Source organism: Streptomyces sp. NPDC004065 (genome assembly GCF_044903565.1).
Classification (GTDB): Bacteria; Actinomycetota; Actinomycetes; order Streptomycetales; family Streptomycetaceae; genus Streptomyces.
In genome coordinates this window covers 66081-87097 of record NZ_JBJDQT010000019.1, presented here as the reverse complement: position 1 = coordinate 87097, position 21017 = coordinate 66081, and the positions used below count along the sequence as shown (strand labels likewise).

Sequence of the window (21017 nt, the reverse complement as noted above, 5' to 3'; positions counted from 1 at the left end):
CGAGGTGCCCCGCCCGACTGTGGGCGCCGTGTCCGGGAACCGCGCCGAGGCCGGGGGCGGGGGTGCGGTCACCGGGCCCGTCACCGGGCCCGCGGTGCGCTGCGCGGGCGTACGCGGGCCCGGGTACGCGCCCGGGCCGCCGCCGCGCCACGGGCGTGCGCCCAGGTGTCCCCCGGGCGCGCCGGCCGGGGACGAGGTCCGCGGCGCATCGGCATCAGTGGCACGAGCGGCACCCGCGGCGGTGACACCAGCGGCAGTAGTGGCACCAGCGGCCCCGAGAACCCCGGAGACGCCAGGGGATGCCGCATCGGCCCCGGAGCCGCCGCGCACGGCGCCACCGGTTCCGAAGCCACCGGAGGAACCGCTCGCACCGGCGGTGTCGCGTGTGCCGGTCGCGGTCGAGGTCGCCGCGCCCCGGCGGCGGAAGTCGTAGCGGCCCGGGCCGCGTGAGGCGGCGGGGGCGCTGCCGGGGCCGCCCGCGGCCGGAGCCGGCGTCCCGCCGCCCGCGGCCGGAGCACCGCCCGGACCGGTGCCGCCGCCGTCGGGCCGCCCGGCCGCGCCGGGTCCCGGCGGGTCGGTGGCGGGCTCGCCGGACGTCGTGGTCGTGGGGTCACCGGAGCGGGGAGCGGGCGGCGTGAAGCGGGGCGGCCTCGGGGGGCGCGGAGGAATGGGGGCGTGGCGCGCTTCCGTGGTCATGCGCCCCCCGTTTCCTCGTGCCCGGGCCGTATCCGTGTACGTGGCCGTCCTCGTCGCCCGCCCGGCGCGAACTCGTCTTCACCGGGCACGCATACCCGTACGAGCGAATCGCCATCCCGGCTCAAGTCGGCGAGCGGGATCGTTCCACCGTTCGTCGCGCGGTGCGTGGCGTCACTCTACGGGCTGACCACGCCGGAAAGGGAACCGGTTCGCGAGCCCGGGGCTTTGGCCCGGATCGTCCCCCTACCCTGCGGTAATCCCGTCTGGCAGGCTTCGGCCATGACTGCGCGCGCCGCCGATCGGGCCCGTTACGACCGGGCCACCGCCCATCTCGACGCCCCTGTCGCGATCGTGGACCTGGACGCCTTCGACGCCAACGCCGACGACCTGGTCCGCCGGGCCGGCTCCAAGCCCGTCCGGGTCGCCAGCAAGTCCGTGCGCTGCCGGGCCCTGCTGGAACGGGTCCTGGCCAGGGACGGTTTCGCGGGCGTCATGTCGTTCACCCTCACCGAGTCGCTCTGGCTGGCCCGCTCCGGGTTCGACGACGTGCTGCTGGCCTACCCGTCCGCCGACCGCGCCGCCTTCGCCGAGCTCACCGCCGACCCGAAACTGGCCGCCGCCGTCACCGTCATGGCCGACGACCCGGCGCAGCTGGACCTGATCGACGCCTCGCGCGACGGCGGACGTGAAGTCGTCCGCGTCTGCCTGGAGTTGGACACCTCGCTGAAGCTGCTCGGCGGCCGGGTCCGGGTCGGCGCGCGCCGCTCGCCGCTGCACTCCCCCGCCCAGCTCGCCGAGATGGCCCGGACCGTGGCCCGCCGGCCCGGCTTCCGGCTGGTGGGGATCATGGCGTACGAGGGCCACATCGCGGGCGTGGGCGACGCGGTCGCCGGGCGGCCGTTGCGCTCGCGCGCGATCCGGCTGATGCAGGCCACCGCGCGCCGGGAACTGGCCGAGCGGCGGGCCGCCGCGGTGCGGGCGGTCCGTGCGGTGGCGCCGGAGCTGGAGTTCGTCAACGGCGGAGGCACGGGCAGCGTCCAGCACACCGCGGCGGAGGACGCCGTGACCGAGATCGCCGCCGGGTCCGGGCTGTACGTCCCGCGGCTCTTCGACAACTACACCGCCTTCCGGGGCCGCCCCGCGGCCCTGTTCGCCCAGCCCGTGGTCCGGCGCCCGGGGGTGGGCGTGGTGACGGTCCTGGGCGGCGGCTACCCCGCCTCGGGCGCGCCCGGCGCGGACCGGCTTCCGGTGCCGTATCTGCCGGAGGGGCTGCGCTACGACCCCCAGGAGGGTCCGGGTGAGGTGCAGACCCCGCTGCTCGGCGCGGCCGCGGACGATCTGCTGATCGGCGACAAGGTGTGGTTCCGGCACGCGAAGGCCGGCGAGCTGTGCGAGCGGTTCGAGGTGCTGCACCTGGTGGAGGGCGACCGGGTGACGGCGACCGTACCGACGTACCGGGGCGAGGGACGCACCTTCCTGTAGCCGCGCCGGACGCACGCTGCGGGACGATCGCCGCCGGACGCGCCCTGCCCGGACGCACGCTGCCGGACGCGCTCTGCCCGGACGCACGCCGCCGGACGCGCTCTGCCCGGACGATCGCCGCCGGACCGCCGCGCCGGCGGGTGTGGCGGCCGGGCTCAGTCCGGCGGGCCGATGCTGCTGCCGACGCCGCCGCCGGTGCCGGCGTCGCCGACGGGCCGTATGCCCTCGGTGATCTCGTCGACGTCGGACAGCGGCGGCCCGTCGGGGCCCGCGTCGACCACGAAGCGGACGACGACCGGGGCCTCGGTGCCGACGGTGGACGGGAAGGCCAGCGACTCCACGTACCCGCCCGGTCCGTTCGCGGTGCGCACCCGCCACCGCACGAAGTACCCGGCCCGGCCCGCGACCGCCACCTGGCCCGACTTCACCGCCCGGTGGGAGGTGATCCCGCCGTAGCGGCGCTCCCCGGCGGCGTCGCGTTCGTAGGCCAGGTCGGCCGCGTCCGCGACGTCCTTCAGGGCGATCGCGCGCGGCGAGGTCCCGGCGGCGGCGACGGCCGTGCGGGTGAGAACCAGGCCGTGCCGGCACACACCGGTGCCCGCGGGGCACTCGTACGTGCCGTGGGTGGTCATGACGACGTCGTCCTGGGCCACGTACTGGGGTCTCTCCCAGCCTTCGGGCAGCGGCAGGGTGATGCCGTTGAGCTCGTCGACGACCCGCGACGGGTCGTCCGTGACGGACGCGGAGGCCGGGGCGGACGCGGGGGCCGAGGGCGAGGAGGAGCCGGACGGCGCCTGCGCGGGGCGGGTGGCGGGCGGCGTCCTCGCCCGTGTGCCGCCCTCGTCGTCGCGGCCGGCCAGCACCGCTCCCGTCACGATCGCGGCGACCAGCACCGCCACCGCGCCGGTGAGCGCCACCGCCTTGGCGCGCCCGCCCGCCGCGCCTCCGCCACCCGCCGCGCCTCCGCCACCGGTCGGGCCGCCACCGGTCGCGCCTCCGACCGTCGCGCCTCCGTCCGCGCCCGTGGTGGCGGGCGCGCGCCGGTGTTCGGTCCAGGCCGTGCCGTCCCACCACCGCTCCAGGTGCGGGGCGGAGGGGTCGCGGTACCAGCCGGGCGGGGGTGTCGTGCTCACCCGGGCACTGTAGGGCGCGGCGGGGGCGGTTCGCGCGGCCTCTACAGCGGTGTGACGTACGCCCCCGAGATGCCGCCGTCCACCAGGAAGTCCGTGGCGTTGACGAAGGAGGAGTCGTCGCTGGCGAGGAAGGCGACGGCGGCGGCGATCTCCTCCGCCTCCGCGAACCGCCCGAGCGGGATGTGCACGAGCCGCCGCGCGGCCCGCTCCGGGTCCTTGGCGAACAGCTCCCGCAGCAACGGGGTGTTGACGGGGCCCGGGCACAACGCGTTGACGCGGATGCCCTCGCGGGCGAACTGCACGCCCAGCTCGCGGGACAGGGCCAGCACGCCGCCCTTGGAGGCCGTGTAGGAGATCTGCGAGGTGGCCGCGCCCATCCGGGCCACGAAGGACGCGGTGTTGATGATGGAGCCCCTGCGCCGGCGGAGCATGTAGGGCAGGGCGGCCTTGCAGCACAGGTAGACGGAGGTCAGGTTGACCTCCTGGACGCGCTTCCACGCCTCCAGGCCGGTCTCCAGGATGGAGTCGTCGTCGGGCGGCGAGATGCCGGCGTTGTTGAAGGCCACGTCGACGCTGCCGTAGGTGTCGTGGGCCGCCGCGAACAGCGCCTCGACCTGGTCCGGATCGGTGACGTCGACCTTCACGAACAGCCCGCCGGTCTCCTCGGCGGCGGCCTTGCCGCGGGCCTCGTCCACGTCCCCGCAGACGACGTGCGCGCCCTCGGAGGCGAGCCGGCGGGCACTGGCCAGGCCGATGCCGCTGCCGGCCCCGGTGACGACGGCGGTCCGGCCGGTCAGGCGGCGGCAGACGGTCTCGGGAGTCTGTGCGGTCACTGTGCGCGGCCCTCCGTGCTGATGAAGACGTTCTTGGTCTCGGTGAAGGCGGTCAGGGCGTCCGGGCCCAGCTCGCGGCCGAGACCGGACTGCTTGAAGCCGCCGAACGGGGTCCAGTAGCGGACGCTGGAATGGGAGTTGACGGACAGGTTGCCGGCCCGCACGGCCCGGGAGACGCGCAGGGCGCGGCCGATGTCCCGGGTCCACAGGGAGCCCGACAGGCCGTAGGGGGTGTCGTTGGCGAGGCGGACGGCGTCCTCCTCGTCCGTGAAGGGGAGCAGTACGGCCACCGGCCCGAAGATCTCCTCGCGGGCCGCGGCGCTGTCGGGCCGCTCCCCGGTGAGGACGGTCGGCGGGAACCAGAAGCCGGGCCCTTCCGGCGCGCTCCCGCGCAGCGCGGGAGCGTCGTCGGGCACGAACGACCGTACGCGCTCCACCTGCTGACGGGAGATCAGCGGACCCATGTGGGTGCCCTCGTCGGCCGGGTCGCCCACCACCACCGCCGCCAGCGCGTCGGCGAGGAGGGCGCGGGCCTCCTCGTACACCGGCTCCTGGACGAGGACGCGGGTGCGGGCGCAGCAGTCCTGGCCGGAGTTGTCCAGGAAGGAGAACGGGTCCAGGGCGGCCTTCAGGTCGGCGTCCGCGAACACGATGTTGGGGCTCTTGCCGCCGAGTTCGAGGGTGACCGGCTTGGTCTGCCGGGCGCAGCGCTCCATGATCTCGCGGCCGGTGCGGGTGGAGCCGGTGAAGCAGATCTTGGCGACGTCCGGGTGGTCGACGAGGGCGCGGCCCGCGGTGTGCCCGTGCCCCGGCACCGCCTGGAACAGATGCTCGGGCAGGCCCGCCTCCAGGGCCAGTTGGGCCAGCCGGAGGGCGGTGAGGGGGGTGGCCTCGGCCGGTTTGAGGACGACGGCGTTGCCCGCGGCGAGGGCCGGGAAGGAGCCCCAGGCGGCGATGGGCATGGGGAAGTTCCAGGGGGCGATCACGCCGACCACGCCGAGCGGTTCCTGGAAGGTGACGTTCCAGCCGCCGGGGACGGGGATCTGCCGGCCGAGCAGGCGTTCGGCGCCGCCGGCCGCGTACAGCAGCAGGTCGCGGGCGTTGCCGGCCTCCCAGCGGGCGTTGCCGAGGGTGTGCCCGGCCTCGCGGACCTCCAGGCGGGCCAGTTCCTCGAGGTGGGCGTCGACGGTGTCGGCGAAACGGCGCAGCAGCCGGGCGCGGTCCCCGGGTGCGAGGGCCGCCCAGGCCGGCTGGGCCCGCGCGGCCCGGGCGACGGCGCGGTCCACGTCGGCCGCGCCGGCGGCCGGGACCGTGGCGATCACCTCCTCCGTCGCGGGGTTGAGGACGCGCAGTTCGTGCTCCTCCCGGCCGGGCGCCCGGCGGGAGGACCGACCGGGTCCGGAGGACGGACGGGGTCCGGAGGACGGAAGGAGTTCGGAGGACGGAACGAGTTCGGAGGAGTGGTCGGGTACGGAGGACTGATCGGGTACGGACCCGGGCGGCTCGTCGGACAAGGAGGGACCCCTTTTGCCTGCGTTCTGCTCCGTGCGCGCCTGTGCGCCTGCGCGCGTCCGTCTGCGCGCGTCTGCTTGCGCACGTCTGCCTGCGTCTAGGTGCGTTCGAAGGAGCGGCGCAGCTCCCAGTCGGTGACCACGCTGTCGTAGGCGTCGAGTTCGACCTGCGCCATGTTGCGGTAGTGGTCGACGACCTCGTCGCCGAAGGCGGCCTTGGCGATCGGGCTGTTCTCCCACAGCTCGGCGGCCTCCCGCAGGGTGCCCGGGACGCGCTCGTACTCGGCCGCGTAGGCGTTGCCGGGGCAGGGCTCGGGCAGCGGCAGCCGCTGTTCCACGCCGTACAGGCCGGCCGCGACCAGTCCGGCGACGGCCAGGTACGGGTTGACGTCGCCGCCGGGCAGCCGGTTCTCGAAGCGCAGCGAGGGGCCGTGCCCCACGACGCGCAGGGCGCAGGTGCGGTTGTCGTGGCCCCAGGCGACGGCGGTCGGGGCGAAGGAGCCGGGGCGGAAGCGCTTGTAGGAGTTGATGCCCGGCGCGTACAGGAGGGCGAAGTCGCGCAGGGCGGCCAGTTGCCCGGCGAGGAAGTGGCGCATGACCTCGGACATGCCGTGCGGGTCGCCCGGGGCGCCCGCCATGACGCTGTTCCCGTCGGCGTCGGCGAGCGAGAGGTGGATGTGGCAGGAGTTGCCCTCGCGTTCGTTGTACTTGGCCATGAAGGTGATCGAGACGCCCTCCTGGGCGGCGATCTCCTTGGCGCCGGTCTTGTAGACGGCGTGCTGGTCGCAGGTGACGAGGGCCTCGTCGTAACGGAAGGCGATCTCGTGCTGGCCGGGGTTGCACTCGCCCTTGGCGGACTCGACGGTCAGTCCGGCGCCGGCCATCTCGTTGCGCAGCCGCCGCAGCAGGGGCTCGATGCGGCCGGTGCCGAGGATCGAGTAGTCCACGTTGTACTGGTTGACCGGGGTGAGCCCGCGGTAGCCGGCGTCCCAGGCCTGCTCGTAGGTGTCCCGGAAGACGATGAACTCCAGCTCGGTGCCGGCCCGCGCCGTCCAGCCGTGCTCCGCGAGCCGCTCCAGCTGGCGGCGCAGGATCCGGCGGGGGGCGGCGGCGACCGGGGTGCCGTCGCTCCAGGCGAGGTCGGCGACGGCGAGGGCGGTGCCCGGGTGCCAGGGGATGCGGCGCAGGGTGGCGAGGTCGGGGTGCATGGCGAAGTCGCCGTAGCCGCGGTCCCAGGAGGACATGGCGTATCCGTCGACGGTGTTCATGTCGGTGTCGACGGCGAGGAGGTAGTTGCAGCCCTCGGTGCCGTGGTGGAGGACCTCGTCGAGGAAGAAGCGGGCGGCGAACCGCTTGCCCTGGAGCCGGCCCTGCATGTCGGGGAAGGCCAGGACGACCGTGTCGATCTCGCCGGCGGCGACGAGGGCGTGCAGTTCCTCGACGCCGAGCGGTGGTGTGCGGTCTGCCACGGGAGAGCCTCCTTCGGCTCGGTGCTCCGGAGCCGTCACAGCCGGCACAGCCATGACTCGGTGGCCCTAAGGTATGGCTGGGGACCATTGCCTGGGAAGGGGGCGCGACGGGATGGCGCGGGACTCGGACGCGGGCGGGCCCGCCGACCGCCTCGCGCCGGTGCTGCGCCCGGTGCGGGCGGGCAACGGCTTCGAGGAGGCACTGGAGCAGATCCTCCAGGTGGTGCGGCTCGGGCTGGTGCCGGGCGGGCAGCGGCTGCCGGCCGAGCGGGATCTGGCGGAGCGGCTCGGCATCAGCCGGCTGACGCTGCGCGAGGTGCTCCGGGTGCTCCAGGACCAGGGTCTGGTGGAGGCGCGGCGCGGGCGGTACGGGGGCACGTTCGTGCTGCCGCGCGGGGACGCGGGCGGTGAGGAGGAGCTGCGGCGGCGGATCGCCGGGACCGACCTGGAGGACGTGCTGCGCTTCCGGGAGGTGCTGGAGGTGGGGGCGGCCGGACTGTGCGCGGCGCAGGGGCTCTCGGACGGGCAGGCGGCGCGGCTGCGCGAGGCGCTGGACCGCACCGGCGACGCCCCGCCGGAGGAGTACCGGCGGCGGGACACCCTGTTCCACCTGACCCTCGCCGGGCTGTGCGGCTCCCCCACGCTGACCGCGCAGTACGCGGGGGTGCGGGCCACGGTCAACGGCCTGCTCGACTGCATCCCGCTGCTGGTGCGCAACCTGGAGCACTCGCAGCGGCAGCACGGCGCGCTGGTGGAGGCGGTCCTGGACGGCGACGCGGACGGCGCACGCCGGATCATGCGCGAGCACTGCGCGGGGACGGCGGCGCTGCTGCGGGGCTTCCTGGCCTGAGGCCGCGGCCCGGCGGTGCGGCCGGGCCGGCCGCCCGGGGTCCGGAGGGCTTGCCCCGGTGGGTGGGGTTCGTCGAAGGTGGTGCGCGGGGGCCACGAAAGGTAGTCGAGCGCACCATTGCGCGCCGAGGAGGACCGTGTGACCGGACGACCGCTGATCGGCATCAGTACGTATCTGGAGTCCGGCGCGCGCTGGGGCGTGTGGGAGCTGGAGGCGGCGCTGCTGCCGGCGGGCTATCCGCGCCTGGTGCAGCGGGCGGGCGGGCTGGCCGCCATGCTGCCGCCGGACGCGCCGGAGCGGGCCGCGGGCACCGTGGCCCGTCTGGACGGGCTGGTGATCGCGGGCGGCCCGGACGTCGATCCGGCCCGCTACGGCGCCGAGCGCGATCCCCGGACGGGCCCGCCCGCCCCGGCCCGGGACGCCTGGGAGCTGGCGCTGATCGGGGCCGCGTTGTCGGCCGGCGTACCGCTGCTCGGCATCTGCCGCGGCATGCAACTGCTGAACGTCGCCCTCGGCGGCACCCTGGTGCAGCACCTGGACGGGCACGCCGAGGCCGTCGGCGTCTTCGGCGGCCACCCCGTCAAGCCGGTGCCCGGTACGCGCTGCGCCGCGGCCGTACCGGAGGAGACGACGGTGCCGACCTACCACCACCAGGCCGTCGACCGCCTGGGCGCGGGTCTGGTGCCCTCGGCCCACGCCGCGGACGGGACCGTGGAGGCCGTGGAGCTGCCGCCCTCGCGGGGCTGGGCGCTGGGTGTGCAGTGGCACCCGGAGATGGGTGAGGACCTGCGGCTGATGCGCGCCCTCGTGGAGGCCGCGTCGCCGTCCGCGTCCGCGACCCCGTCCGCGTCGCCGTCCGCGTCCGCGACCGCGTACTGAGGTCTCCTCAGCCGGCCGGGCCCGGCCTGGCGCGGGTCAGGGACAGCAGGTCGCGGGCCGGGCCCACCGGGCGGTGGCCCGTGGGCCAGACCGCGCGCAGGTCGCGTTCCAGGGCCATTCCCGCCACGGGGACGCTCACCAGGCGGCGCAGGGACAGCTCCTCGCCCACGGCCAGTTCGCTCAGCACCGCGGGACCCGCCGCGCTCACGGCCGCGGCCTTCACCGCCGTGGTCGAGGACAGCTCGATCAGCGGGCGGGCCGGCCCGCCCAGCGCCGCGTCCAGCACCTGCCGGGTGCCGGAGCCGGTCTCCCGGAGGATGAGCGGGGTGGCGGCCAGCTCCTGCGGGTCCAGTGGGCGCCGGCGGCGGGCCCACGGGTGGGCCGGGGCCGTCACCACGACCAGCCGGTCGTGGGCGATCACCACGGAGTCCAGTCCGGACGGCACCGACACCCCCTCCACGAAGCCCAGGTCGGCCTCGTCGGCCAGCAGCCGCCGGGCCACCGTCGCCGAGTTGCCGGCATGCAGCGACACCGCCGTGTCGGGGCGGTGCGTCCGCAGGGCGATCAGCCAGCCCGGCAGCAGGTACTCCGCGATCGTCATGCTCGCCGCCACCCGCAGCCGCGAGTCCCGCCGGTCGCGCAGCGCCTGCGCCCCCGCGTCGAAGGCCTCGGCCGCCTCCACCACCCGCCGCGCCCAGTCGGTGACCAGCGCGCCGGCGTCCGTCAGCCGTGAGCCGCGCGGTGAGCGGTCCACCAGGGCCACGCCCAGCTGCCGCTCCATGGAGCGGATCCGGCTGCTGGCCGCCGGCTGGGTGATGCCGAGCTCCCGCGCCGCCCCGCCGAGGCTGCCCAGCCGTGCCACGGCCAGCAGCAGCTCCAGCGCGCCCAGGTCGGGCACCCGGTGGGCGAGCGACCCGCCCGCCGGCCGTCGTTCTTCGCTCTCCCGCGGCCTCGTCATAAAGCCAGCTTATGCCCCGATAGACACAAACCCTCTGGCCGGGACGAAGGGCGGCCGGAACGCTGACTCCATGGTCATCCCAGCCCGTATTCCGTCCGCACCGGCCGCACCCCGGCCGCGGGTTCCGTCCCCACCCCGGCCGCGCGTCCCGGCCGTCCGCCACCTCGGGCCGAACTGGTACGCCGCCGTCATGGGCACCGCCGCCGTCGCCACCGCGGGCGCCGCCCTGCCGCCGCACCTGCCCGGCCTGCGCGGGGTGTGCGCCGCGGTGTGGGCGCTGTCCCTGGTGCTGCTGGTGGCGCTGCTCGGCGCCCGCGCCCTGCACTGGGCCCACCACCGCGACCAGGCCCGCGCCCATCTCCTCGACGCGGCCGTCGCGCCGTTCTACGGCTGTCTGTCCATGGCGCTGCTGGCCGTCGGCGGCGGCGCGGTCACGGCCGGCCGGGACTGGATCGGCGCCCGGGCCGCGGTGGCCCTCGACGCCGTGCTGTTCACCGCCGGTACGGCCGTCGGACTGGCCGCCGCGGTCGCGGTGCCGTACCTGATGGCCGTGCACCACCGTGCCGGGCCCGCGCAGGCCACTCCGGTGTGGCTGCTGCCGCTGGTGGCGCCGATGGTCTCGGCCGCGCTCGGACCCGCCCTGGTGCCGCACCTGCCGGCCGGCCAGGCGCGGCAGACCCTGCTGCTTGCGTGTGTCGCGATGTTCGGGCTGAGCCTGCTGGCGACGCTGGCCATGCTGCCGGTGATCCTCGCCCGGCTGCTCACGGGCGGTCCGCTGCCGCTCGCGCTCACCCCGACGCTGTTCCTGGTGCTCGGGCCGCTCGGGCAGTCGACCACGGCCGTCGGCGCGTTCGCCGACGCGGCCCCGGGTACCGTCCCGGCCCCGTACGACCAGGGGTTCACGGTCCTCGCCGTGCTCTACGGCGTACCGGTCATGGGCTTCGCCCTGCTGTGGTTCCTGCTCGCCGCCGCCCATGTGCTGCGCGCCGCCCGGCACGGCATGGGCTTCGCCATGACCTGGTGGTCCTTCACCTTTCCGGTCGGCACCTGTGTCACCGGTGCCGCGGCCCTGGCCCGGCACACCCACCTCGCGGTGTACGGCGTGCTCGCGGCCGGGCTGTACGCCGTCCTCGTCGCCGCCTGGGCCGCCGCGGCCGCGCACACCGCCCGCGGGCTGGTCACCGGAGCGCTGCTCGCAGGGCCGCGCCCAGCACCCGCGGCGCCTCGGCCAGCGAGGGTCCGTACCACGTCAGGTGCCGCCCGCTGACCAGCGCGCACGGCAGCCCGGGGAACGCCTCGGGCCCGTCGCCGGCGGTGAAGCGGTAGGGCTCGTCGGGCAGCACGACCAGGTCCGGGGCCGCCGCCCGCAGCTCGTCGAGCGGGACGCGCGGATAGCGCTCGGCGTGGTGCGCGTACAGGTGGTCCACGCCGAGGCGGGCCAGCACGTCGCCCGCGAAGGTGTCCCGGCCCAGCACCATCCAGGGCCGCCGCCAGATCGGCACGACCGCGGCCGGACGGCGCCCTTCGCCCGTGCCGGGCACGGCGGTGACGGGCTGCCCGGCGGTCGTGGGGAGCCCGGGGACCCGGGCCGGCGCGGACCACGCCTCCCGCGCCTCCGCCAGCCACCGCGGGCGGTCCGTCGCCCCGCAGGCCGCCAGCACCCGTTCCAGCTCCCGGAAGGCGCCCGGCACGTCCCGCACCTCGGTCACCAGGACCTCCAGGCCCGCGGCGCGCAGGGCGTCCAGGTCGGCGGGGCGGTTCTCCTCCTCGTTGGCGACGACCAGATCGGGGGCGAGGGCGGCGATCCGGTCCGTCCGCGGGTTCTTGGTGCCGCCGACGCGGACGACGTCCAGGTCGGCGGGGTGGGTGCACCAGTCCGTGGCACCGGCCAGGACGCCGGGCAGCGACACCGCCACCGCCTCGGTGAGCGAGGGCACCAGGGAGACGACCCGCATCAGCGGGTCCGGTCCTGCACCGCCTCGATGTGCTCGGCCACCGCGACCACCACCACGCGGGTGTCGGCCACCGTCGCCCGCCAGCGGTGGCGGACCCCGCCGGTCAGGTACATGGTGTCGCCGCGCGCCAGCCGGTAGGCGCGGCCCTCCGCCTCGATCTCCACGGCGCCGTCGGCGACGTACATCAACTCGTCGTTGCGGTGCTGGAACTCGCGGCCCGCGTCGTGGTCGCCGGTGAACTCCGAGGCGTGCAGCTGATGGTGGCCGCGGACCAGGGAGCGCACCCGGGGCTCGGGCCCCGGCTCGGTCAGCTCGGCCCGCACGACGTCGACGCTGCACGCCGGGTCGGCCGCCGCCAGCAGTTCCACCGCGGTGGTGCGCAGGGCGTCGGCGACCTTCTCCAGGGAGCTCCTGCTGGGACGGGCCCGGTCGTTCTCGACCTGGCTCAGGAAGGGGACCGACAGGCCGCTGCGCTCGGCCACGACGGCGAGGGTGAGGTCCAGCGCGCGACGCCGCCGCCGTACGGCCGCGCCCACCCGCAGCGGCTGCTCTTTGTTGTCGCCCATCGCTCCGGCTCCCTCCTTCGCTCGTCGCTTGGCCGGTCCTGCCCCCGCGTCCGGGCGCACCTCTCCTGATGACTTCTCTGCACCCTACGCATGTTCGGCAAACCGTTTCACGCGGCCGTCACATCCCTGTCAGGTTCGCGCGCGGCCGACCTCATGGTTCGCGCCAGTGCATCAGTCTTGCGCACCTGCCGGGAGAGGGCTTCCCGTACGGCCCGATCGCGTGCGCGACCGTCCGCCGCGGGGGCGCGACGGCGCGGGGATCACCGCTCGTGAGGCGGCCCGCCGGCCGCCCGCACGGAGCCGGCCACGGGACGGGTTCCGGGCGGCGGGCCCGGCACGGCGGCGGGCGGCCGTCGCACTCCGTGGTTGGCCGGAACCTTTTCGTAGGCGCATGCCCGGCGCATGAGGCGCACACCCGGGACGCGACAGGGGTGGGCTCCACCGGCGCGCGCCGTCGGCGCGTGCGGCGGTGCCCACCCCTCGGGCCGACCCCTCGGGCCGACCCCTCGGGCGCCCAGCCCTCGGGCCGCGCCCGCGCCTCTCGGGCGGCGGCCGGGCCGGTCAGGTCATCCCGCCGCCTGACTGCTCACGCCCTGCCCGCCGGCCGGCGCCCACTTGTCGGCCAGGCCCGGGTTGTGCTTCAGCCAGGTGCGCACGGCCTGCTGCTCCTTGCCCTTGCCGGCCTTCTGGATCTGCGCCTCCAGGCCGGTGAGCTGCTTCTCGGTCATCGAGAAGTCCTTGAGCCAGGCGCCGGCCTCGGGGTTGTCGGCGGCGAAGCCCTTGCGGGCCAGAGCGTGCACGCCGTCGCCGGTCCCCCAGGCGCCCTTGGGGTCCTTCAGCTTCTTCAGGCCGTACTCGCTGTACGCCCAGTGCGGGGACCACAGGGTGACCACCACGGGCTGCTTCCTGGCGTACGCCCGCTGGAGTTCGGCCAGCATGGCGGGGGTCGAGCCGTCGACGACCCGGTAGGCGCCCTCGAGGCCGTACTGCTTGAGGACCTTGTCCTTGAGCATGCCCATCATGCCCGCGCTCGGCTCGATGCCGACGATCCTCCCGCCGAACTCGGAGGCGTGCGCCTTGAGGTCCGCCAGCGAGTTAACGTCCTTGACGTACGACGGGACGGTCAGCTCCAGGGAGGTGGGGCCGTACCACTTGCCGAGGTCGTCGAGCCGGTCGCCGTACTTCTTCCAGTACTCGGCGTGGGTGGTGGGCAGCCAGGCGTCCGTCTGGAAGTCGACCTGGCCGGTGGCCAGGCCGGTGTACAGCGGTCCCGCCGCGTACTGGGTGGTGGTGACCTCGAAGCCGCGGCGCTCCAGCAGCTCCTTCCACAGGAAGGTGGAGGCGATGCCCTCGTCCCAGGGGATGTAGCCGATCCTGATGTGCTTGCCCTTGCCGATGTCGGAGCCGGACGCCTCGTTGCTGCCGGAGACCGGGCCGAACAGGCCCATGCCGCCGGCGACCAGGGCGAGGACGACCACGCCGACGACCGCGACCGCCGGGCGCGGGCGGTGGGCCCACAGCCGGGCGCCGGCGCCGGCGGGGGTCCGGGCGGCGGCCCGGCGGCCCAGCGGCGACAGCCGGGTGCCGAGGGCGCCGGTGACCCGGTCCAGGTAGATGGCGAGGACGACGATGCCGACGCCCGCCTCGAAGCCGAAGCCGATGTCGAGCTGTCCGATGGCCTCGTTGACCGCTCCGCCCAGGCCGCCGGTGCCGACCATGCCGGCGATCACGACCATGGACAGACCCAGCATGATCACCTGGTTGACGCCGGCCATGATCGTCGGCAGGGCCAGGGGCAGCTGGACGCGCAGCAGGGTGTCGCGTGGGCTGGTGCCGAACGCCTCGGCGGCCTCGACCAGATCCGCGTCCACCTGGCGGATGCCCAGCTCGGTCATGCGGACACCGGGGGCCAGCGCGAAGATCAGGGTGGCGACGACCCCGGCGGAGGTGCCCAGGCCGAAGAAGAGGATGGCCGGGATCAGCAGCACCATCGACGGCATGGTCTGGAGCAGGTCCAGGACGGGCCGTACGGCGGCGCTGACCGCCCGGGAGCGGGCCGCCCAGATGCCGAGCGGTATCGAGATCACCAGCGCGATGAGGGTGGCGACCAGCACCAGGGCCAGGGTGGACATGGCCCGGTCCCACAGGCCGAGGGAGTCGACGAGGGCGAACCCGGCGAAGGCGAGGACGCCGCCGGCCAGGCCGCGCAGCCACCAGGCGAGCACCGCGAGGATGCCGGCGAGCAGCAGGGGCTCGGGGGCGGTGAGGACGGTGTCGAGGCCGTCGTACATGCCCTCCACCACGGCCCGGACCGCGTCGAAGAGCCAGGAGAGATGGGCGAGGAGCCAGTCGACGCCGGAGTCGACCCAGTCGCCGAGGTGCAGCCTAGGCACGGGCGCTCACCTCCTTGGCGGCGTCGCCCGGCCGGTCGCAGGGGCGGGGGCCGCCCGTCTCGTCGCCGAGGAAGCCCACCAGCCGCTGCCGGGGCACCACCCCCAGCAGCCGGTCGCCGTCCCCGACGACCGCGACGGGGTGGGACAGCCGGGCGCTGATCGCGCACAGCTCGGCGAAGGGCGTCTCCGGGCGGGCGGTCTCGCAGCCGCAGCCGGGCCCGTCGCCGGTGACCGAGGTGTCCATGACGGCGCCGGCCGTCAGCACCCGGGAGCGGTCCACGTCCTGGATGAAGGAGGCGACGTAGTCGTCGGCCGGGCGCAGCAGGATGTCCTCGGCGGTGCCGGTCTGCACGATGCGGCCGTCGCGCATGACGGCGATGCGGTCGCCCAGGCGCATGGCCTCGTTCAGGTCGTGGGTGATGAAGACGATGGTCTTCCGCAGGGTCTGCTGCAGCTGGAGCAGCTGGTCCTGCATGTCCCGGCGGATCAGCGGGTCCAGGGCGCTGAAGGACTCGTCCATCAGCAGCAGGTCGGCGTCGGTGGCCAGGGCACGGGCGAGGCCCACGCGCTGCTGCATGCCGCCGGAGAGCTCGTCGGGCCAGGACTTCTCCCAGCCGGCCAGGCCGCACAGGGCGAGCGCCTCGTCGGCGCGGCGTTCGCGCTCGGCGCGGGGCACGCCCTGCACTTCCAGGCCGTAGGCGGCGTTCTCCCGGACGCTGCGGTGCGGGAAGAGCGCGAAGTGCTGGAAGACCATGCTGATCCTGCGCGCGCGGACCTCGCGCAGTTCGCGGCCGGTGAGCGCGGTCAGGTCCTGGCCGTCGAAGCGGACCCGGCCCGCGGTGGGCTCCAGCAGCCCGTTGAGCATCCGCAGCAGGGTGGACTTGCCGGAGCCGGACAGCCCCATGACGACGAAGATGCGGCCCCGTTCCACGGTGAGACAGGCGTCGATCACGGCGGCGGTGGCGCCGTCGGCGCGCAGTTCCTCGCGGCCGGCGCCCTGCCGGAGTCTGTCCACCGCTTCGTCCGGGCGTCTGCCGAACACCTTGTACAGGTGCTCGGCCTCGAGCATGGCTGACACACGTACCTCTCTCCGTCGGGGGCATGGCGGCGGCCCGAGGGGAAAACCAGCAGCTGAACGACGCGGTCACCTACGGGCCGAGCGGCCCCTGCCCACCTTTGCACGGGGCAAACGGACACGTGGGACGGCTCACCCGGGGCGCGCAGACCGCAACTCGTTGCGCGCGGGACCACTGTCGGTGGGGTACGGCATGATGCGAGGCGTGACCGGACGACTGATGCTGCTCGACACCGCCTCCCTGTACTTCCGTGCCTACTTCGGCGTCCCGGAGTCGGTCAGGGCCCCGGACGGCACCCCGGTGAACGCGGTGCGCGGGCTGCTCGACTTCATCGACCGGCTGGTCCGCGACCACCGCCCCGACCACCTGGTGGCCTGCATGGACGCGGACTGGCGGCCGAAGTGGCGGGTGGAGCTGATCCCGTCCTACAAGGCGCACCGCGTGGCCGAGGAGCACGAGGCGGGTCCGGACGAGGAGGAGGTGCCGGACACCCTGTCCCCGCAGGTGCCGGTCATCGAGGCGGTCCTCGACGCGGTCGGCATCGCGCGCGTGGGCGTGGCGGGCTACGAGGCGGACGACGTGATCGGCGCCTTCACCGCCCGCGCGGCCGGCCCGGTCGACATCGTCACCGGGGACCGGGACCTGTACCAGCTGGTGGACGACGCGCGCGGGGTGCGGGTGCTGTACCCGGTCAAGGGCGTGGGCACGCTGCAGACCACCGACGAGGCGGTGCTGCGGGAGAAGTATGGGGTCGACGGCAGCGGGTACGCGGACCTGGCGCTGCTGCGCGGCGACCCGAGCGACGGACTGCCGGGGGTGCCGGGCATCGGGGAGAAGACGGCGGCCAGGCTGCTCGCCGCGTTCGGCGACCTGGCGGGGATCCTGGCGGCGGTCGACGACCCGAAGTCCAAGCTGACGCCGGCGCAGCGCAGGCGGCTGGCGGAGGCGCGGCCGTATCTCGCGGTGGCGCCGAAGGTCGTCCGGGTGGCCGCGGACGTCCCGCTGCCCCCGGTCGACACCGCGCTGCCGCGCGCCCCGCGCGATCCGGCGGCGCTGGAGGAGCTGGCCGGGCGCTGGGGCCTGGGCGGCTCCCTGCGGCGGCTGCTCACCACGCTGGCGGAGTGACCGGGCCCCTCGCCGCGCCACCCGGGGCATGCCCCGGAGGGAGGCCGGCCGGGGAGTCGCCGACCGGACGGAGATGCTAGGTTAGGTAACCCTAAGCATGGGGATGAGGGAGGCCGCCATGGCAGAACGTCCGGCGCGCAAGCCGCGGAGGGTGCACTCCGCGCGGGTCGTCCGCACCGAGCGGCTGACCCCGCACATGCAGCGCGTGGTGCTCGGCGGCGAGGGGCTGGCCGGCTTCTCGGCCGACACCTGCACGGACCACTACGTCAAGCTGCTCTTCCCGGCCGAGGGGGTCGCCTACCCCGAGCCCTTCGACCTGGACCGCGTCCGCCAGGAGTTCCCGCGCGAGCAGTGGCCGGTGACGCGGACCTACACCGTGCGCGCCTGGGACCCCGAGCACCGCGAGCTGACCCTGGACTTCGTGGTGCACGGCGACGAGGGTCTGGCCGGCCCCTGGTCGCTGCTGGCCGAGCCCGGCGAGACGGTGCGGTTCTTCGGCCCCGGCGGCGCCTACGCCCCGGACCCGGGCGCCGACTGGCATCTGCTGGCGGGCGACGAGAGCGCGCTGCCCGCGATCGCCCGCTCCCTCGAGGCGCTGCCCGAGGGCGCCAGGGCGCATGTCTTCGTCGAGGTGTCCGGCCCCGAGGAGGAGCAGAAGATCGACTCCCCGGTGCCGGTGGTCTGGCTGCACCGCGGCGGGCGGCCGGTCGGCCAGGCGCTGGTGGAGGCCGTGCGGGCGCTGGAGTTCCCCGAGGGCCGGGTGCACGCGTTCGTGCACGGCGAGGCCGGTTTCGTGAAGGAGCTGCGCCGGCTGCTGCGGGTCGAGCGGGGGATCCCGCGCGAGGACCTGTCGATCTCCGGCTACTGGCGGCTGGGGCACGACGAGGACGGCTGGCAGGCCTCCAAGCGGGAGTGGAACGCACGCATCGAGGCGGAGCAGGAGGGCTCGGCCCCGGCCGCGTGAGACAGGCACGGAGGAGCGGCGGCACCCGTCGGGGCGCCGCCGGTCCGGCGTACCGGGCGGCGCCGGTCGCTGCCGCGCCGCCCGAACCCCGCCCGGACACCCGCCCGCGCCAGGGCCGGCCGGCGCCGCACAACGGCAGCCACCCGGACCAGACCCCGCCCGGGCCGGCCGCCACCGACACCGACACCGACACCGACACCGACACCGACACCGCGCAACGGCCGCCGCCCCCACCGGTGTCACTGGACACAGCCGCCGCCACACCCCTGTCACCGGACGGCGGCCGCCCGCGGGGCGTATCCCGCGGGCGGCCGCCGGCCGGATGGCGCGGGCGGCCGCCGTGCGCCGGTGGTCAGACGGATCGCTGGTAGGCGCGGAAAGTTCTGATCGACAGCCACACCGCGGCCACCGCCAGGGCCAGCAGCGCGCCGCCGCGGCCGGCCACGACGCCCCAGTCGGGGTGCGCGGACATCGCCGAACGGCCCGCCAGCATGGCCCAGTCGACCGGGTTGAAGTCGGCGATGTGCCGCATCCAGGACGGCATCTGCGCCGGTGCCATGAAGGCGGAGGACAGGAAGGTGAGCGGCAGCAGCAGGAAGGTGTTGATCCCGATGATCGACTCCCGCTCCCGCACCAGCATCCCGAGCGCGTTGGACAGCGCCCCGAACACCGTGCCGAGCAGCACGGAGGCGAGCACGAGGACCGCGACGCCCCCGGCGCCGCCGGGGTAGTCGGCGCCGCCCAGCAGGCCGAGCAGCACGATGACCACCGACTGCAGGGCGGTGACCAGGCCGTTGTTGACCACGTTGCCGTTCATCAGGGCGGCGCGGCTGGCCGGGGTGGTCAGGAACCGGTTGAGGGTGCCGCGCTGGATCTCCTCCAGCGTGCCCATGCCGGCCCACAGGTTGGCGCTGAGCGCGCTCATCACCACCACGCCCGGGACCAGGTAGTCGAGGTAGGAGGTGGTGCCGAAGCCGCCCAGCTCGACGACCTTCCGGAACAGGCTGCCGAACAGGAACAGCCAGATCACCGGCTGGATGAGGGTGATGACCGCGTACGCGGGCTGGCGGGCGAACACCATGAGGTGCCGCTGCGTCATGTACCAGGTCTGGGTGATCGCCGCGCTCATCGGGCACCCCCCGCCAAAGCGAGGTCACCGGTGGCGCCGGCCGCGTCCGCCGCGGCGGCGGCCTCGGCCTCCGCGTAACGGCGTCCGGCGTAGCGGAGGTAGACGTCGTCGAGGGAGGGGCGGGCCACGGTCGCGGCGGACACGGCGACTCCGGCGCGTTCGAGGGCCGCGAGCAGCGCGGGCACGGCGGCGGCGCCGTCGTCGGCGCGGGCGCTGATCCGTCGCCCGTCGACCAGTGCCTCGTGCACTCCGGGCAGCGCGCCCAGGGCCCCGGTCAGCGGCGTACGGCCGGACTCGCCCACGGGTTCGCGCAGCTCCAGGTGGACCGCGTCGCCGCGCAGCTCGCCCTTGAGGGCGTCCGGGGTGCCCTCGACGACGACCCGGCCGCGGTCGACGATCGCGACGCGCCCGGCGAGCCGGTCGGCCTCCTCGAGGTAGTGCGTGGTGAGCAGGATCGTCAGGCCCTCCTCGCCGGCCAGCCTGCCGATCTCGTCCCACATCGCGCCGCGGGCCTCCGGATCGAGCCCGGTGGTGGGCTCGTCGAGGAAGAGCACCTCGGGCCGGTGCACCAGCCCGAGGGCCACGTCCAGGCGCCGGCGCATACCGCCGGAGTAGCCCTTGACCGGGCGCCGGGCGGCGTCGGACAGACGGAACCGCTCCAGCAGTTCGTCGACCCGGCGGTCCAGCGCGGCGCCCCTCACCCCGTAGAGCCGGCCCTGCAGCCGCAGGTTCTCCCGGCCGGTGGCCACGGGGTCGGCGCCGGAGTTCTGCGCGACCACGCCGATCGCGCGGCGCACCCGGTCCGGGTGGCGCAGCACGTCGTGGCCGGCCACCGTCGCCGAGCCGGAGTCGGGGCGGGCGAGGGTGGTGAGGATCTTGACGGTGGTGGACTTGCCGGCGCCGTTCGGGCCGAGCAGCCCGAACACGGTGCCCGGCTCGACGGTGATGTCCATGCCGCTGAGCGCGGTGACTCCGCCGGGATAGGTCTTGACCAACTGACGCGCCTCGACCGCGGGCGCACGGGTACCGCTCGTACCGCGCGTACTGCTCGTACTGCTCGTACTGCTCGTACTGCTCGTACCGCTCGTCATGGAGCTCTCCTGCTGCATGTCCGACGAATGATCGACACGGATCACGGGTGATCCGCGACGGATCCACGCGGGGAGCCCCGGGCTATTCTGGGTGTGCCGCACCTCGATGTGCCCGGAGGAAGCCTCACGGTGGATTCCGGTTCGGGGTTCGAGACCCTGGCGGGACTGCTGCAACAGTCCTGCCGGGGTCTTCTTTCACCGGGATGTCGCTCCCGGCTTCACTGGGATGTCACGTGCGGAAGTGGCGCTGCTCGATCTCCTTCAGCTCCGGGGGGAACTCCCCCGTCTCGTGGAACCGCCGCCAGCCCTCGACCTCGGGCAGGGAGCCGTCGCGGATGTCCCGGACGAAGCCGCGGACCCACTCCGCCTGGGCCGCGAGCATGTGCAACTGGTACTCGACCTCGACCAGGAACAGCCGCGGCAGCGTCTCGTAGCACTTCTCCAGCACCGCCCGCCCGCCCGCCAGCTGGACCTCCAGGGCGGCCAGCCGGTCCTCCAGCAGCCGCACCACGTCGTCCGGGGGCAGGGCGCCCAGCAGCGACAGCGCGGTCTCGAAGATCGGGTACTCCTTGGCCGGGACGGCGACGAGGTCCGACAGCCACCGCGTCATCTCCTCCCGTCCGGCCTCGGTGAGGGCGTAGATCGTGCGCTCGGGACGGTTGCCCCGCCGCTCCACGTCGACGACCTCGACGAAGCCGTACTTCTCGAGGTTCTGCACCACGGTGTAGAGCGAGCCGTAATTGACCTTCGTGCTGGCGTCCTTGCCCTGCCGGCGCAGGGTCTGGGCGATCTCGTAGGGGTGCATCGGCTTCTGCCACAGCGTGGTCATGACCGTCAGCGCGAGCGGATTGCCCGGCCTGCGGCGCCTGGCCGCCATCGTCGCCCCCCTACGTCCCCTGCACGACTT

Annotated in this window: 18 protein-coding genes; 6 read left to right on the top strand and 12 right to left on the bottom strand. The window is 75.0% G+C overall.

The window, feature by feature from the left end:
- Positions 1 to 975: 975 nt before the first annotated feature.
- Positions 976 to 2178, top strand: a complete 1203-nt coding sequence (locus tag ACI2LW_RS20665; RefSeq protein ID WP_404732656.1) for an amino acid deaminase/aldolase — start codon at positions 976 to 978, stop codon at positions 2176 to 2178.
- A 155-nt stretch (positions 2179 to 2333) separates the two neighbouring features.
- On the opposite strand, the gene ACI2LW_RS20660 is transcribed toward ACI2LW_RS20665, so the two are convergent.
- The 4 genes from ACI2LW_RS20660 to ACI2LW_RS20645 form a co-directional block, all read right to left on the bottom strand.
- Positions 2334 to 3311 (bottom strand): DUF2510 domain-containing protein, encoded by a 978-nt coding sequence (locus ACI2LW_RS20660; protein WP_404732655.1) that lies wholly within the window; start codon positions 3309 to 3311, stop codon positions 2334 to 2336.
- A 41-nt stretch (positions 3312 to 3352) separates the two neighbouring features.
- Positions 3353 to 4144: a 3-oxoacyl-ACP reductase gene (locus ACI2LW_RS20655; RefSeq protein WP_404732654.1), complete on the bottom strand. Its 792-nt coding sequence runs from the start codon at positions 4142 to 4144 to the stop codon at positions 3353 to 3355.
- Positions 4141 to 5496, bottom strand: coding sequence for an aldehyde dehydrogenase family protein (locus ACI2LW_RS20650; protein ID WP_404732721.1), 1356 nt, complete (start codon positions 5494 to 5496; stop codon positions 4141 to 4143). The genes ACI2LW_RS20655 and ACI2LW_RS20650 overlap by 4 nt, the downstream gene beginning before the upstream one ends.
- Before the next feature lie 257 nt (positions 5497 to 5753).
- A complete protein-coding gene (locus ACI2LW_RS20645) occupies positions 5754 to 7124 on the bottom strand; it encodes a glutamine synthetase family protein (RefSeq protein WP_404732653.1) in 1371 nt (456 codons plus the stop codon).
- 112 nt (positions 7125 to 7236) lie between these two features.
- Here ACI2LW_RS20645 and ACI2LW_RS20640 point away from each other — a divergent pair, with 112 nt between their 5' ends.
- Together ACI2LW_RS20640 and ACI2LW_RS20635 are read left to right on the top strand one after the other, a co-directional pair.
- Positions 7237 to 7974 carry a FadR/GntR family transcriptional regulator gene (locus tag ACI2LW_RS20640; protein WP_404732652.1) on the top strand — a complete coding sequence of 246 codons (738 nt, stop codon included), beginning with the start codon at positions 7237 to 7239 and terminating at the stop codon, positions 7972 to 7974.
- A gap of 138 nt (positions 7975 to 8112) precedes the next feature.
- Positions 8113 to 8853: a gamma-glutamyl-gamma-aminobutyrate hydrolase family protein gene (locus tag ACI2LW_RS20635; RefSeq protein ID WP_404732651.1), complete on the top strand. Its 741-nt coding sequence runs from the start codon at positions 8113 to 8115 to the stop codon at positions 8851 to 8853.
- Positions 8854 to 8860: 7 nt separating this feature from the next.
- Here the strand turns inward: ACI2LW_RS20635 and ACI2LW_RS20630 are convergent, their stop codons facing one another.
- Positions 8861 to 9811, bottom strand: a complete 951-nt coding sequence (locus ACI2LW_RS20630) for a LysR family transcriptional regulator (protein ID WP_404732650.1) — start codon at positions 9809 to 9811, stop codon at positions 8861 to 8863.
- A 70-nt stretch (positions 9812 to 9881) separates the two neighbouring features.
- Here ACI2LW_RS20630 and ACI2LW_RS20625 point away from each other — a divergent pair, with 70 nt between their 5' ends.
- A complete protein-coding gene (locus tag ACI2LW_RS20625; RefSeq protein ID WP_404732649.1) occupies positions 9882 to 11078 on the top strand; it encodes a TDT family transporter in 1197 nt (398 codons plus the stop codon).
- Here the strand turns inward: ACI2LW_RS20625 and ACI2LW_RS20620 are convergent.
- The 4 genes from ACI2LW_RS20620 to ACI2LW_RS20605 form a co-directional block, all read right to left on the bottom strand.
- Entirely contained in the window at positions 10990 to 11766 is a 777-nt protein-coding gene (locus ACI2LW_RS20620; RefSeq protein ID WP_404732648.1) for a helical backbone metal receptor, read from the bottom strand. The two genes, ACI2LW_RS20625 and ACI2LW_RS20620, sit on opposite strands and share 89 nt — an antisense overlap.
- Positions 11766 to 12332 (bottom strand): helix-turn-helix domain-containing protein, encoded by a 567-nt coding sequence (locus ACI2LW_RS20615; protein WP_404732647.1) that lies wholly within the window; start codon positions 12330 to 12332, stop codon positions 11766 to 11768. The genes ACI2LW_RS20620 and ACI2LW_RS20615 overlap by 1 nt, the downstream gene beginning before the upstream one ends.
- A gap of 566 nt (positions 12333 to 12898) precedes the next feature.
- Positions 12899 to 14725, bottom strand: coding sequence for an ABC transporter permease/substrate binding protein (locus ACI2LW_RS20610; protein ID WP_404732646.1), 1827 nt, complete (start codon positions 14723 to 14725; stop codon positions 12899 to 12901).
- Complete coding sequence (locus ACI2LW_RS20605) at positions 14718 to 15803, bottom strand: glycine betaine/L-proline ABC transporter ATP-binding protein (RefSeq protein ID WP_404732645.1); 1086 nt, start codon at positions 15801 to 15803, stop codon at positions 14718 to 14720. Before ACI2LW_RS20605 ends, ACI2LW_RS20610 begins: the two co-directional genes overlap by 8 nt.
- 193 nt (positions 15804 to 15996) lie before the next feature.
- Here ACI2LW_RS20605 and ACI2LW_RS20600 point away from each other — a divergent pair, with 193 nt between their 5' ends.
- Both ACI2LW_RS20600 and ACI2LW_RS20595 read left to right on the top strand, forming a co-directional pair.
- On the top strand, positions 15997 to 16926 hold the full coding sequence (locus ACI2LW_RS20600) for a 5'-3' exonuclease H3TH domain-containing protein (RefSeq protein ID WP_404732720.1): 930 nt from the start codon (positions 15997 to 15999) through the stop codon (positions 16924 to 16926).
- 118 nt (positions 16927 to 17044) lie between these two features.
- A complete protein-coding gene (locus tag ACI2LW_RS20595; RefSeq protein WP_404732644.1) occupies positions 17045 to 17890 on the top strand; it encodes a siderophore-interacting protein in 846 nt (281 codons plus the stop codon).
- A 352-nt stretch (positions 17891 to 18242) separates the two neighbouring features.
- Here ACI2LW_RS20595 and ACI2LW_RS20590 read toward each other — a convergent pair whose 3' ends face one another.
- The 3 genes from ACI2LW_RS20590 to ACI2LW_RS20580 all read right to left on the bottom strand — a co-directional run bounded on the left by ACI2LW_RS20590 (position 18243) and on the right by ACI2LW_RS20580 (position 20987).
- The gene (locus ACI2LW_RS20590; protein ID WP_404732643.1) at positions 18243 to 19019 is read right to left on the bottom strand and encodes an ABC transporter permease; all 777 of its coding nucleotides are present in this window, start codon (positions 19017 to 19019) and stop codon (positions 18243 to 18245) included.
- On the bottom strand, positions 19016 to 20110 hold the full coding sequence (locus ACI2LW_RS20585) for an ABC transporter ATP-binding protein (protein ID WP_404732642.1): 1095 nt from the start codon (positions 20108 to 20110) through the stop codon (positions 19016 to 19018). The genes ACI2LW_RS20590 and ACI2LW_RS20585 overlap by 4 nt, the downstream gene beginning before the upstream one ends.
- Before the next feature lie 229 nt (positions 20111 to 20339).
- Complete coding sequence (locus ACI2LW_RS20580) at positions 20340 to 20987, bottom strand: PadR family transcriptional regulator (protein WP_404732641.1); 648 nt, start codon at positions 20985 to 20987, stop codon at positions 20340 to 20342.
- Positions 20988 to 21017 lie beyond the last annotated feature (30 nt).